The 12,697-nt window shown below is 56.5% G+C and carries 14 protein-coding genes; 6 read left to right on the forward strand and 8 right to left on the reverse strand.

Annotated elements, in window-relative coordinates; genetic code table 11:
* Positions 1 to 1,042 (reverse strand): biopolymer transporter ExbB (locus tag ABJF76_RS14080; protein WP_413822599.1); only part of this gene is annotated, 1,042 nt, incomplete at its 3' end.
* Between the two features lie 74 nt (positions 1,043 to 1,116).
* Positions 1,117 to 1,647 (reverse strand): gamma-glutamylcyclotransferase, encoded by a 531-nt coding sequence (locus ABJF76_RS14085; protein ID WP_413821896.1) that lies wholly within the window; start codon positions 1,645 to 1,647, stop codon positions 1,117 to 1,119.
* Between the two features lie 64 nt (positions 1,648 to 1,711).
* Between ABJF76_RS14085 and ABJF76_RS14090 the strand changes: the two genes are divergently transcribed.
* Positions 1,712 to 2,710: a DUF2125 domain-containing protein gene (locus ABJF76_RS14090; protein WP_413821895.1), complete on the forward strand. Its 999-nt coding sequence runs from the start codon at positions 1,712 to 1,714 to the stop codon at positions 2,708 to 2,710.
* Positions 2,711 to 2,763: 53 nt separating this feature from the next.
* Here the strand turns inward: ABJF76_RS14090 and ABJF76_RS14095 are convergent, their stop codons facing one another.
* The 5 genes from ABJF76_RS14095 to ABJF76_RS14115 form a co-directional block, all read right to left on the reverse strand.
* Positions 2,764 to 3,504: an extensin family protein gene (locus tag ABJF76_RS14095; RefSeq protein ID WP_413821894.1), complete on the reverse strand. Its 741-nt coding sequence runs from the start codon at positions 3,502 to 3,504 to the stop codon at positions 2,764 to 2,766.
* Entirely contained in the window at positions 3,504 to 4,415 is a 912-nt protein-coding gene (locus tag ABJF76_RS14100; RefSeq protein WP_413821893.1) for a prephenate/arogenate dehydrogenase family protein, read from the reverse strand. Before ABJF76_RS14100 ends, ABJF76_RS14095 begins: the two co-directional genes overlap by 1 nt.
* Positions 4,412 to 5,500, reverse strand: coding sequence for a histidinol-phosphate transaminase (gene hisC, locus ABJF76_RS14105; RefSeq protein ID WP_413821892.1), 1,089 nt, complete (start codon positions 5,498 to 5,500; stop codon positions 4,412 to 4,414). Before hisC ends, ABJF76_RS14100 begins: the two co-directional genes overlap by 4 nt.
* A gap of 230 nt (positions 5,501 to 5,730) precedes the next feature.
* Positions 5,731 to 6,351, reverse strand: coding sequence for a 30S ribosomal protein S4 (gene rpsD / locus ABJF76_RS14110; protein ID WP_413821891.1), 621 nt, complete (start codon positions 6,349 to 6,351; stop codon positions 5,731 to 5,733).
* A gap of 247 nt (positions 6,352 to 6,598) precedes the next feature.
* Positions 6,599 to 7,177, reverse strand: a complete 579-nt coding sequence (locus tag ABJF76_RS14115) for a DNA-3-methyladenine glycosylase I (RefSeq protein ID WP_413821890.1) — start codon at positions 7,175 to 7,177, stop codon at positions 6,599 to 6,601.
* A 116-nt stretch (positions 7,178 to 7,293) separates the two neighbouring features.
* On the opposite strand from ABJF76_RS14115, the gene ABJF76_RS14120 reads away from it, so the two are divergent.
* From ABJF76_RS14120 to ABJF76_RS14140, 5 genes are all read left to right on the forward strand, one after another.
* Positions 7,294 to 8,142 carry an EAL domain-containing protein gene (locus ABJF76_RS14120; RefSeq protein WP_413821889.1) on the forward strand — a complete coding sequence of 283 codons (849 nt, stop codon included), beginning with the start codon at positions 7,294 to 7,296 and terminating at the stop codon, positions 8,140 to 8,142.
* Between the two features lie 143 nt (positions 8,143 to 8,285).
* The gene (locus tag ABJF76_RS14125) at positions 8,286 to 9,461 is read left to right on the forward strand and encodes an acetyl-CoA C-acetyltransferase (RefSeq protein ID WP_413821888.1); all 1,176 of its coding nucleotides are present in this window, start codon (positions 8,286 to 8,288) and stop codon (positions 9,459 to 9,461) included.
* 126 nt (positions 9,462 to 9,587) lie between these two features.
* Entirely contained in the window at positions 9,588 to 10,310 is a 723-nt protein-coding gene (phbB, locus tag ABJF76_RS14130; protein WP_413821887.1) for an acetoacetyl-CoA reductase, read from the forward strand.
* A gap of 340 nt (positions 10,311 to 10,650) precedes the next feature.
* Entirely contained in the window at positions 10,651 to 11,598 is a 948-nt protein-coding gene (locus ABJF76_RS14135; protein WP_413821886.1) for a transcriptional regulator GcvA, read from the forward strand.
* Positions 11,595 to 12,461 carry a DMT family transporter gene (locus ABJF76_RS14140; protein ID WP_413821885.1) on the forward strand — a complete coding sequence of 289 codons (867 nt, stop codon included), beginning with the start codon at positions 11,595 to 11,597 and terminating at the stop codon, positions 12,459 to 12,461. Before ABJF76_RS14135 ends, ABJF76_RS14140 begins: the two co-directional genes overlap by 4 nt.
* On the opposite strand, the gene ABJF76_RS14145 is transcribed toward ABJF76_RS14140, so the two are convergent.
* Positions 12,458 to 12,622: a YdcH family protein gene (locus tag ABJF76_RS14145; RefSeq protein ID WP_413821884.1), complete on the reverse strand. Its 165-nt coding sequence runs from the start codon at positions 12,620 to 12,622 to the stop codon at positions 12,458 to 12,460. The two genes, ABJF76_RS14140 and ABJF76_RS14145, sit on opposite strands and share 4 nt — an antisense overlap.
* Between the last annotated feature and the right edge of the window lie 75 nt (positions 12,623 to 12,697).

A 12,697-nucleotide genomic window follows, 5' to 3' on the forward strand; every position in this document is an offset into this window, starting at 1 on the left:
CTTCGATCACGGCGATCAAACGATCCTGCGCTTCGGCACTGCGATGCTGCCCTTCGACCATAGAACGCACCCCGTCAGCCAATTGACTTTGCCCATCGGCAAGCCGACCTAACGCTGCGGTGCTGCCGCTTTGGTCCGTCGACTGTGCTGACATCCTGTCAATTGCATCTGCCAGCCGTCCCAGTTTGTCATCCACTATCGCCCGGCTTTGATCGGACTGTGCGAACACGGCTTGCAGGTTTTCCAACTGCTCTGCCAGATGATCGATAACGCCAGCGATAGCGTTGGAATCGCCGCCGCTTTCGTTCTCGGAGGCAAAGCTGACGCGGGTGATCGAGCTGAGCCATTCCTCGAGCTCGCGGTAAAAACGGTTCTGCCCGTGGCCGGCAAACAGCTCAAGCAGGCCAACAATCAACGACCCTGCAAGCCCCAGCAGCGACGAGGCAAAAGCGACGCCCATCCCGCCAAGCTGATCTTCTAGCCCGCTCATAAGGCGCGCGAACACTTCGAAACCCGCTTCTCCGTCTTGCGGCGCAAGACTGCGGATGGTGTCAACAAGTGCTGGGACAGTTGTCGCCAATCCGTAAAACGTGCCCAAAAGGCCCAGAAATATCAGTAGGTTGACGATATAGCGTGTGATTTCCCGCATCTCGTCGATGCGTGTCGCCACAGAATCAAGGATCGAACGGGTCGAGGTTGCATTCAATTGCATGCGCGACCCGCGCGAGCGCAACAAAGACGCCAGTGACGCCAGCAGTTGCGGTGCCCGTTCGTTTTCTTTTGGACCGTCTCCGGCGAAGCCTTCGATCCAGCGCACCGATTGGATCAGCTGATAGACCATGTAAAAACATGAAATCACGCCGACCAGAAACACAAAGACGATAAAGCCGTTCAGATAGGGATTCGCCTCGAACACAGGCAGTACGCGCGGCAATGCCAACACGATCCCAAAGCCGGACAGGCCAAGGACGATCAACATCAACGCGATTTGCCGCACAGGCTGTGAAAAGTGCGGATGTGCCTCGGGTGTGGTCTGTGCCATGGGCTGGCCTTTGACCCCTATTTTGCTCTGCTCTTTGGGTAATCTATCGGGTTTTGCGCCAAAGCGCCAAGGATTTATGCCAAAATCGCTGCAACGCGGCGTGACAGCCAATCAAGGTCCGGATCTGCCACCCCCAACTTTTTCAAATGTTGGGCCGTATTGTACAAATATTCACTGTTTGGGCCCCGTCCACCGACGGCATGCGCGATGATGTGCGCCTGTTCTTCCAACGGCAATCCGCCACAATATTGCACGTGATCTGCATCGATCACATAGGTGACGGCCTGCACAGTTTGCCCACCTTCAAGCGTGATCTCCAGCATGCGTTCCACATAGGCCGAAGAGATCAATTCGCGATCGCGCAGGTACGCCAACGTTTCAGCTTCGGTTCCTGTTGCTGCGCGCATGGCAACGCCATTGCATGTAGCCCCCGCAGTTTCATCCAACGCAAGCACCAACCCGGGGTCGGCTTCTGTGCCGCGGTGATGGATCGAACGCATGCAAAAAGACCGCGCATAATCCGCAAGGGTTGCAGGGATTTCTTGGGCTACCTCGAAACCGGGGTTCCAAAGCAAGCTGCCATATCCAAATACCCATAGGGTCATTTTGCTGGTCCTTTGTGTCTTGCGTGGGATAGACCCGATTTCGGGTCAAAGCGAAAGGGCTGACATGCGCAAAATGGTTTGGATCGTCATCTTGGCGGCTTTGGCGTGGTCGGGCTGGTGGTTTGTTGCATCAACGTCTTTGCGCAGCGGGATCAACGTTTGGTTCGACGCGCGCAAGGCCGAAGGGTGGCAGGCCGAACTTGGAGAGGTTGTCGGCGGCGGCTTTCCCCTGACTTTACAGGCTGGCCTGCGTGATATTGCACTGGCGGATCCGGATGCGGGGGTAGCGGTTCAAACGTCGCGCCTTGATATCTCAGCCCCGGCGTGGTGGCCCGGTGATGTCACCGTTGCATTGGATGACGCCCCGATCCAGCTGGCCTCGCCATTGGGGCGTTCGACGTTGGTGATGCAGGACGGCGTTTTGGCCTTGAATTTACATCCTGGCACCGCGTTGGAGTTAGAAACCCTTGGCTGGACATCAGGCCCTTGGCAGGTCGAAGACGCCGCGGGTCCACAAGTGCAAGCCGATAGCTTGACCCTCACCATGGTCCAATCGGCGGGCCCACAATATGACTTCACCGCACAGGCCCATCAGTTCGCACCGGGCGACGCCATCCGCGCACTTTTACGGCTGCCAGACAGTTTCCCGCGCGCTTTCGACAGTTTGACGTTGCAAGCTGCCGTCATCTTTGACACCCCGTGGGATCGCCGTGCGCTGGACACCGCGCGCCCACAACCGCGTCGTATCGATCTGCACTTAGCCGAAGCGCGTTGGGGCGATTTACGACTGAATTTCGCCGCCGCACTCGACATTGATGGCGCGGGCACGCCAACGGGCGTTGTGTCGCTTCAGGCAGAAAACTGGCGCACCATGTTGGATTTGGCTGAGGCCAGTGGCGTATTGCCGAACGCCTTAAGGGGACAGGCGGAAGGTATCTTGCAACTGCTTGCCAACGCCTCAGGCAACCCGGCCCACCTTGATGTTGAGCTTACTTTGCGTGACGGCAACGTTTATTTTGCGTTCTTCCCCATTGGCCCTGCGCCAAAGCTGGTTTTACGCTAAAGCGACCAACGCTTGTGCTATGGGGTTCCAACCAACGGCTAATGCACCGACAGTTAACGGCAAAATGCCCCGCCGCGATGGCGTGCCGTGTCAAAGTGGAAGTGGTCTTGATGAAACCGGTCTGAATTCGGCCCCAAGACAGTACCAAAGGTGCCACATGCATCTTTGTGCATACGCTGAAGCGCGCGACCACTGGCTCTCCAATCCTTGAGCACCGTCAAGGTTGACCCATCGCGCAGCGTAAAGCCCGAAATGTCGATCGCCTTGCCTCGCCCGTGTTCTGAAATGCGCGCGCCGGGTTGGTTGTTGCGCGTCCGGCACGCATAGTGCGCCGCAACCCGGTAGCTGGCCAAACCGCCACCCACATTACTTAGGTTCTTTTTCGCGCTCTTTACCGTCCACGATTTTAGCGCCTTGGCCGCAGAACAATCCAGCGTCGCAGGCTGGCTGAGCGACACACCGGCTACCGATTTGACCCGTACGGCCTCTGCGATTCCGCACCCGTTGATACGGCCCGGCACAAAGCCGACGACATCGCCTTGAATGTCAGGATCGCCGCACAACTGCCCTTTGCGCCGCTCAGCCCGACGCGCCAAGGCTTGATTGGCAATAGAACGTGGGCGCAACGCGGGGCGCAGCGATACGGCACCCGGCGTAAACGCGATTGTCTCAATTGACGCTTGCGCCGGCACTGCTGTCACCGATGCGCCTGCGCGCGCCACGGGCCGTTTCGATCCCTCAGGCGCTGCCACAGCTGCGCTGGCCACAAACAGCAACATCATTCCAAGTCGCATTATCTTTTCGCCCCCCGACCAAAATCTGGTGCATCAGTATCCTGCCCGGCCTCAATGATACCACGGCGAATGGCCCGTGTGCGGGTGAAATAATCGTGAAGATGATCGCCGTCGCCCTGACGAATGGCGCGTTGCAGGGCAAAAAGCTCTTCGGTGAAGCGGCCCAAAATTTCTAACGTGGCCTCTTTGTTGTTCAGGAACACGTCGCGCCACATGGTCGGATCACTCGCGGCAATACGGGTAAAATCGCGAAAGCCGGCCGCTGAATACTGGATCACTTCGCTGTCCGTCACGCGGCGCAGATCATCGGCTACACCGACCATCGTATAGGCAATCAAGTGCGGCGCATGGCTGGTCACAGCCAGTACCAAATCATGGTGATCCGGTTCCATTTCCTCGACCTTGGCGCCCATCCCTTCCCACAAGTGACGCAGGCGCATGACGGCATCGGGATCAGCCCCGTCATCGGGGACCAACAGGCACCAGCGGTTGTCGAACAGCTCGGCAAAGCCACTTTCGGGGCCGGAATGTTCGGTGCCCGCCAAAGGGTGGCCCGGTACAAAATGCACGCCTTGGGGCAGATGTGGCCCCACTGCGTCAATAACTGCGCGTTTGACCGAACCCACATCGCTGACTGTTGCGCCCGCTGCTAGATGCGGCGCCATTTCGGCAGCGACATCGCCCATCACGCCCACGGGCACGCAAAGCACCACCAGATCCGCGCCTTTTACCGCGTCGGCGATACTGTCGCACACGCGATCGCACAGACCGATCCGGCGGGCGGTATCGCGGGTCGCTTCCGAGCGTGCATAACCCGTCACTTCACCCGCTAAATTGCCCCGCTTGATCGCCCAGAACATGGACGAGGCGATCAGCCCTAAGCCAATCAAGGCCACGCGTTTATAGGTCATGGCGTTGCCCCTTCGCGCCATCGGGTCAGCGCCGCAATGACGCGCCCGGTTTGCTCTGCATTGCCCACAGTGATGCGCAATCCGGTTGGAAAGCCATAGCCCCCAACGCGGCGGATCAGGATGCCGTCTGCATTCAATGCCGCCTCTGCTGCATCTGCTTCGGCCTCATTTTGCGCGCGGGCCAGCACAAAGTTGGCGTGGCTGTCATCGCACGCCAATCCCAACTGGCGCAGCGCACCCGTCAGGCGTGCGCGTTGTTCCATATTCAGCGCAGCACAATCCTTAACCCAATCCGTATCGCGCACCGCCGCTTCGGCGGCGGCCAATTGCACCACAGACAGGTTAAAAGGCTGGCGAATGCGCGTCATAATGTCGATCAACGCGGGCGCGCCATATCCCCAGCCAACGCGCAGCCCACCAAGCCCATAGATCTTGGAAAACGTCCGCGTAACCAACACATTGGGCCGCGAGCGCGCCAATGAAATTCCGCCGTCATAGTCAGTGGCAAATTCGACATAGGCCCCATCGATCACAAGGATCACATAATCGGGTAATGCATCGGCGAGCCGATCCAATTCACCATTTGCCAACATCGTTCCCGTTGGGTTGGCCGGATTGGCTAAGAATACGATGCGGGTGCGTTCGGTGACCGCCGCCAGAATCGCATCAACGTCCACGACGCGCTCATTCTCGGGCACGCACACCGGCGTCGCACCAGCCATGTTGGCCAAAATCGGGTACATGGAAAACCCATGCTCGGTATAGATGATTTCATCCCCCGGCCCGCTAAAAGCTTGCGACACAAATTGCAACACTTCGTCCGACCCGACACCGCAAATTAAGCGCTCAGGGTCGAGCCCCCAGACCTCGCCAATGGCGGCACGCAGCGGCGCGTGATCTGTGGATGGATACAGATGCATCCCCTGCGCAGCCTGCACCAGTGCGGCACCTGCGGCAGGTGGCGCGCCAAGCGGGTTTTCGTTTGAACTGAGCTTTAGCACATCAGTGACGCCCGCCAGTTGCGAGCGGCCACCCTGATACAAAGCAATGTCCATGATGCCGGGTTGAGCGGTAATACGGGTCATGCGCAGCCTTTCATTCAAGGCTGTGTTTTAGGGGGCTGCACGTTCAGTGGCTAGGGGCAAATGCACAGCACGTTTTGGTGGTACGGGATGGGTGGTACCTTGGCACGGACAGGCCGGGTAAACACCTGAAACGTACTGCCCGATTGTAGTGCTTAAAACAAAAAGGGCGCGCAATGACTGCGCGCCCCAAAATTTCCAAACAAATGCGCCCATTTTTGGGCACGTTCGCTTTAGTTTTTGGCGTAGAATTCGACGACGAGGTTTGGCTCCATCACCACCGGATAAGGCACATCGCCCAAGGTCGGGGTGCGCACAAATGTCGCTGCCAGTTTGGAATGATCAACGTCCATGTAGTCAGGCACGTCACGCTCGGGCAGCTGAGTGGCCTCCAGAACGGCGGCCATCTGCTTGGAACGATCACGCACTTCGATCACGTCGCCTTCTTTGACGCGATAGGATGGGATGTTGACCTTTTTGCCGTTCACACGGACGTGGCCGTGGTTCACGAACTGGCGCGCAGCGAACACAGTCGGCACGAACTTGGCGCGGTACACAACAGCGTCCAAACGACGCTCCAGCAAACCAATCAAGTTTTCACCGGTGTCGCCTTTGACACGCTCAGCTTCGGCATAAATGCGGCGGAATTGCTTTTCTGTCAGGTCGCCGTAGTAACCTTTCAGCTTCTGCTTGGCGCGCAGCTGGATACCGAAATCCGACAACTTGCCCTTGCGGCGCTGACCGTGCTGGCCGGGGCCATATTCACGACGGTTGACCGGGGACTTGGCGCGGCCCCAGATGTTTTCGCCCATGCGGCGGTCAAGTTTGTATTTGGCAGCGGTGCGTTTTGTCACGGCTGTTCTCCTTCATCAAATTATTCATCATCATGGCCCAAAAACCGACATCCGCTTTTTAGGATGATGATCGTGCGAAGGGCGTTGTCCTCTGACCGGATTTTGCCGGACCGACAGGAAACCCCTTACGGGGTCCACCAACACCAATGAGTGCGCGCATATACGCGCGCCGAGGTCAGAGTCAACGCTTCGGACAGTTCTTTTCCTTGATGCGGTCCCGCGAAACCATGAAATGAAAACGTGGGCGTTATTTTGGTCGTGCCAACGCGGCGCATTCATCACGGCGATGGCAGGTGATGATGTGATCGTTGACCAACCCTGTTGCCTCCAGAAACGCATAAACAATCGTTGGCCCGCAAAATTTGAAACCGCGCGCCTTCAAGTCCTTCGATATTTGCGTCGAAAGCGGTGTCATCGGCGGCACATCAGCTTGTGTGGCCCAATGATTCTGTAGTGGAACACCGTCGAAATAATTCCATAAGAACGTGTCGAACCCTTCGCGAGAGTTAACTTCTTGAAAGGCGCGCGCGTTGGAAATGGCTGCTTCGATTTTGCCGCGATGGCGGATGATGCCTGCGTCCCCCAATAGGCGCTGCACATCCGATTCCCCCCACTCTGCAATGATGTCAGGGTCAAAACTCGCAAAGGCTGTGCGAAAATTGTCGCGTTTTTTCAATATGGTGATCCAGCTTAGGCCTGCCTGAAACCCATCAAGGATCAACTTTTCCCACAACGTGCGGGCGTCATATTCAGGAACGCCCCACTCTGTGTCGTGATAGTCTATGTAGATCTGTTCAGACCCGGCCCAGCCGCACCAACCGTCCATAATTCACCTCTATTTGGTTAATCGATCCAATTAGAACAAAATGCTAACATTAACACAGTTTTTACGCGTAAGCCGCCAAAGTGACCACACAGAATCTTCTAACGAGCGGGACATCCATGGCCAACTTTCGCCCCATCGAAATGCCAACCGGCGAAGACAGCCCGTTGAGCGCAGCAGTGATGAACCGTGACCGAAACACTTTATCTATGGTGGCCGAAGCGGTGAAGCACAATCAAACTCTGTTAGCCTATCAACCCGTGATGATCGCACAACAAGGCAACCGTGTCGGTTTTTACGAGGCGTTGATTCGGGTCATGGACGATACCGGGCGCATCATCCCGGCCAAGGATTTCATGCCAGTCGTCGAACGCGCTGAACTGGGGCGGGAAATCGATGTGGTTGCTCTGAACATGGGTCTGCGCACATTGCACCAAAATCCATCTGTTCGCTTGTCTATTAACATGTCCGCTCGCTCCATCGGGTACCAAAACTGGATGCAAACCCTTAATCGCTGGCTGCGTAAAGACAGCTCCGTCGGAGAACGGCTAATCCTCGAAATCACCGAAAGTTCGGCGATGGATCAACCTGAATTGGTGGTCGATTTCATGGATCGGCTCAGCTCAAGGGGCATTTGTTTTGCCCTAGACGATTTCGGAGCGGGTTATACCGCGTTGCGATACCTCAAGGATTTTTTCTTCGACGTTCTTAAGATCGACATGCAATTTTGCAATGGCATTGCAGACGACCGCGACATGCAAATTTTGACGAAGGCGATGATCGATATTGGTCGCCATTTCGACATGCTTGTTGTCGCCGAAGGTGTTGAGCGGGCCCAAGACGTTGAAGTCTTACAACAGATGGGAGCGGATTGTTTGCAGGGCTATTATTTTTGCGCACCTGAGATCCGGCCTGATTGGCTGTTCAATCCGCGCGGTCGTGGTAAAAAAACCGGCATGCACGCTTAAACGCTCAGTTCCTTGTTTGCGAGCAACGCGCGAATCCGATAACGCAGGTGCGATGCAGGACTGTCCGAGGTCTGCACAACCTGCCATTTTTGGGATGCTGCTCGGACTGTCCTCAAGGTAACTTAAACTGAGGATTTGACCACATGACCAATATCGTCATCGCTTCTGCTGCCCGTACTGCCGTCGGCAGTTTTGGCGGCTCCTTCGCGAACACGCCTGCCCACGACCTTGGCGCTACGATGCTTGAAGCCGTCGTTGAACGTGCGGGTATCGACAAATCCGAAGTGTCAGAAACAATTCTGGGACAAGTTTTGACTGCGGCCCAAGGGCAAAACCCTGCCCGCCAGGCGCATATCAATGCGGGTTTACCGCAAGCTTCCGCCGCTTGGTCAATCAACCAAGTCTGTGGATCGGGCCTGCGTGCTGTTGCTCTTGCGGCACAGCATATCCAACTTGGGGATGCCGATATCGTCGCAGCCGGCGGCCAAGAAAACATGACCCTCAGCCCCCACGCGGCACATCTGCGCGCCGGGCATAAAATGGGTGACCTGAAATACATCGACACAATGATTCGCGACGGGTTGTGGGACGCGTTCAACGGCTATCACATGGGGCAAACAGCAGAAAATGTTGCCGACCAGTGGCAAATCACTCGCGACATGCAGGATGAATTCGCCGTGGCTTCGCAAAACAAAGCCGAAGCCGCGCAAAAAGCTGGCAAATTCGCGGATGAAATCGCGGCCTTCACCGTGAAGACACGCAAGGGCGACATTGTTGTGGATAGCGACGAATACATCCGCCATGGCGCCAACATCGACGCGATGGCAAAGATGCGCCCGGCCTTTACCAAAGACGGGTCAGTGACCGCCGCCAACGCGTCTGGCCTGAATGACGGTGCTGCCGGCGCCCTTATGATGACAGCCGAAAACGCGGAAAAGCGCGGAATCACGCCGCTGGCCCGCATCGCTAGCTACGCGACCGTTGGTCTGGACCCGTCCATCATGGGCGTCGGCCCGATCTATGCCAGCCGCAAAGCGCTGGAAAAAGCGGGCTGGAAGCCAGAGGATCTAGATCTGGTCGAAGCCAACGAAGCGTTCGCCGCTCAGGCCTGTGCAGTTAACAAGGACATGGGCTGGGATCCTTCGGTCGTGAACGTCAACGGCGGCGCGATCGCGATCGGCCACCCTATTGGTGCGTCCGGTGCACGCATCCTGAACACGTTGCTGTTCGAAATGCAGCGTCGGGATGCTAAAAAAGGCCTAGCCACGCTATGCATCGGTGGCGGCATGGGCGTCGCAATGTGTCTCGCGCGCGATTGATTGCACGACACGGGTGGGCACCTAGCCCACCCGACCCCTAATCACCCGCGAAACACGGCGTAATAATCTTGCGCTATACGTGCCGCTTGTGAAACAAAGAAAATAGACAATATTGAGGAGAACCCCATGTCCCGTGTCGCCCTAGTCACCGGAGGCAGCCGAGGAATCGGCGCCGCCATTTCAACCGCACTCAAGGATGCAGGTTACGCTGTTGCGGCCACTTACGCCGGTAATGACGAAGCCGCTGCCAAATTTACGGACGAAACTGGCATCAAAACCTACAAATGGAACGTCGCTGACTATGACGAATCCGCCGCCGGGATCGCCCAAGTCGAATCTGACCTTGGTCCCATCGATGTCGTCGTTGCCAATGCCGGCATTACCCGCGACGCACCTTTCCACAAAATGACGCCCGAACAGTGGCATCAAGTGGTCGACACCAACCTCACCGGTGTGTTCAACACAGTTCACCCCGTTTGGCCGGGCATGCGCGAACGCAAATTTGGCCGCGTTATCGTGATCTCGTCGATCAACGGCCAAAAAGGCCAATTCGCGCAAGTGAACTATGCCGCGACCAAGGCGGGCGATCTAGGCATCGTCAAATCTTTGGCGCAAGAAGGCGCTCGGGCTGGCATCACCGCGAATGCAATTTGCCCCGGCTACATCGGCACAGACATGGTTATGGCAGTGCCTGAAAAAGTACGTGACAGCATTATCGCACAAATCCCGGCAGGCCGTTTGGGTGAACCCGAAGAAATCGCGCGCTGCGTTGTCTTCCTCGCCTCCGAGGACTCTGGATTTATCAATGGTTCGACAATTTCCGCCAACGGCGCGCAATTCTTTGTCTAGCTGCCTGCGCGGTGCACAGTGTTGCACCGCGATTTCCACATAAATAAGGGCCGTTGCATAGTCTGCACCGGCCCTTCCTTTATCCCGTAAGATGGCGCGCCCATCAGCGGGAAATCTTGCCTCCAAAAAGCCAATGCCACGCTTGCGCCAACGCCGCGCCGCGGGTTTCATGTGCTTGTTGAAGTCCTTTACGGATGGCAGGGTGTGCAGATGTCTCAAACATGACCGGTTCCTTTTACTTGTTTAAATTATGCGATGCCTTGACCTAAATATGCCGATTGCGTGCCCTTGCGACAAACGAGTCTTTCCCTAGCTTCAATTAAGTTATACTTATCTGAACATGCCTGATCGCCTTCCACCTCTTACGGCCTTACGTGCCTTTGATGCCGCCGCGCGCCATATGTCCTTTGCCAAAGCCGCAGACGAGTTAAATGTAACGCCCGCCGCCCTGAGCTTTCAGATCAAATCTCTTGAAGAGCACCTTGGCACACCTGTCTTTCGCCGTCTTAACCGTGCGGTGGAATTGACAGAGGCAGGTAAAACATTAGCCCCGGGAGTCGCGGACGGATTTCAAACTTTGGCGGCGGCATGGCGGTCAACGCAAAGAACAACAGATAATCAAACGCTTAACATCACAGCGGGCCCCGCTTTTACCGCCAAGTGGCTTGCGCCTCGGCTGTATGAATTCGCACAGGCCCACCCGGAAATAGAGTTGCGGTTTTCTGCATCGCTTAAGATTATGGATTTTGCGCGCGACGCAATCGACGTTGCAATTCGCTTTGGCAATGGCCCGGACACCGGGCTTTATTCGCTACCTTTGGCCGAAGAATGGATATGCCCCGTCATGACGCCTGCCTTGGCTGAACGCTTTCCGACGCCACAAAGCCTTGTTCATGCGCCATTGATCATCGATGAAAGTATCAATTTTCTAGACGTGACCGCAAATTGGGAAACCTGGTTTCGTGCCATGGGAATCGATTACACCTCGACCCACGGCCCGCGCTTTAGCCAAGCAGATCACGCCATCGATGCCGCCTTGTCCGGCATGGGCGTTGCACTGGGGCGGCGCGCACTTGTGGTCAAGGATCTAGACGACGGACGCCTTGTTGCCCCGTTTCCCACTGCACTCGACACGGGCGCGCATTTTCGGTTCCTATGCTCAGAGGGTGCTGAAACCCGTCCCCAAATTGCGGCCTTCCGCGACTGGATCGTGGCCGAAGTCGCCAAGACAAGCCATATCACCAAGGCAATGACCCGATTACCCTCAACCGAGTACCAGCGCACATGACAAAATCCACAGCAACCTTGGTAGGCTTTTTCGCCGTGCTATTATGGGGCGTTTTAGCCCTGCTAACAGTCGGCGCCGCCCCAACGCCGCCGCTTCTACTCAATTCGATCTGCTTTGCCATTGGCGGCGTTCTGGGTTTGGCTTGGACAGCGATGTCGGGCAACTTAGGGCAATTAAAAACAGTGCCGGCACATGTCTATGTCTTAGGAACGCTTGGGTTATTTGGCTATCACGCGCTGTATTTTTCCGCACTGCGCCTTGCCCCGGCAGAACAGGCCAGTTTAATCGCCTATCTGTGGCCTCTTTTGATCGTGGTATTGTCGGGCCTTTTACCCGGGGAACGTTTGCGCGCAGGGCACGTCCTTGGCGCGGTGGTGGGCTTTGGAGGTGCTGCACTGATCGTCACAGGAGGCGCAACTGGGTTTCAAAGCGAAAATATCACTGGTTACATTCTCGCACTTGCGTGCGCGTTAACGTGGTCTAGCTATTCCGTCATGTCACGCGCATTTGGAACCATTCCGACAGCGTCTGTCGCAGTGTTTTGTTTGGCTAGTGCTGCACTGTCCTTGCCGCTGCATTTAACTTTGGAAACGACGGTTTGGCCGCAGGGCGCAACCGGGTGGAGCAGCGCAATATTACTGGGGCTTGGGCCAGTCGGCCTTGCCTTTTATCTGTGGGATATTGGCGTGAAACGCGGCAATATTCAGATGCTTGGCACCGCATCTTATGCCGCACCTTTGGTGTCCACCTTCGTGTTGATCTTGGCTGGCGTCGCAACGCCCAGTTGGTCACTGGCCTTCGCTGCATTGTTGATCACCGGCGGGGCTGTGTTGGCCGCGCGCGCCAGCCTAAAAGAGGCTTAGCCCGACAATCGGGTGATTTCTTCTTTCAGTTTTAACTTCTGTTTCTTCAGGGCGGCGACTTCGGTCGTGTCCGCACCAGGGGCCCGCTGGGCCGTATCAACCTGATCGCTCAGGGTCCGGTGCTTCCTTTTCAACTCTTCGAGATGGGCATGAATGCTCATGTAGTCCTCCTTGCTGATAAAGTGCAGGTTCAGACAATCACAGGTTTCGCCCCATGTCACGCCGCACCCGCATCA

The sequence above is a fragment of the Tateyamaria sp. genome (assembly GCF_039940735.1).
GTDB lineage: Bacteria > Pseudomonadota > Alphaproteobacteria > Rhodobacterales > Rhodobacteraceae > Tateyamaria.

Excerpts from the sequence above, each read along its gene's own strand:
- ABJF76_RS14085 (WP_413821896.1), bottom strand. The coding sequence starts at position 1,647 with ATGACCCTATGGGTATTTGGATATGGCAGCTTGCTTTGGAACCCCGGT.
- ABJF76_RS14090 (WP_413821895.1), top strand. The coding sequence starts at position 1,712 with ATGCGCAAAATGGTTTGGATCGTCATCTTGGCGGCTTTGGCGTGGTCG.
- ABJF76_RS14095 (WP_413821894.1), bottom strand. The coding sequence starts at position 3,504 with ATGCGACTTGGAATGATGTTGCTGTTTGTGGCCAGCGCAGCTGTGGCA.
- ABJF76_RS14100 (WP_413821893.1), bottom strand. The coding sequence starts at position 4,415 with ATGACCTATAAACGCGTGGCCTTGATTGGCTTAGGGCTGATCGCCTCG.
- hisC (WP_413821892.1), bottom strand. The coding sequence starts at position 5,500 with ATGACCCGTATTACCGCTCAACCCGGCATCATGGACATTGCTTTGTAT.
- ABJF76_RS14115 (WP_413821890.1), bottom strand. The coding sequence starts at position 7,177 with ATGGACGGTTGGTGCGGCTGGGCCGGGTCTGAACAGATCTACATAGAC.
- ABJF76_RS14120 (WP_413821889.1), top strand. The coding sequence starts at position 7,294 with ATGGCCAACTTTCGCCCCATCGAAATGCCAACCGGCGAAGACAGCCCG.
- ABJF76_RS14125 (WP_413821888.1), top strand. The coding sequence starts at position 8,286 with ATGACCAATATCGTCATCGCTTCTGCTGCCCGTACTGCCGTCGGCAGT.
- phbB (WP_413821887.1), top strand. The coding sequence starts at position 9,588 with ATGTCCCGTGTCGCCCTAGTCACCGGAGGCAGCCGAGGAATCGGCGCC.
- ABJF76_RS14135 (WP_413821886.1), top strand. The coding sequence starts at position 10,651 with ATGCCTGATCGCCTTCCACCTCTTACGGCCTTACGTGCCTTTGATGCC.
- ABJF76_RS14140 (WP_413821885.1), top strand. The coding sequence starts at position 11,595 with ATGACAAAATCCACAGCAACCTTGGTAGGCTTTTTCGCCGTGCTATTA.
- ABJF76_RS14145 (WP_413821884.1), bottom strand. The coding sequence starts at position 12,622 with ATGAGCATTCATGCCCATCTCGAAGAGTTGAAAAGGAAGCACCGGACC.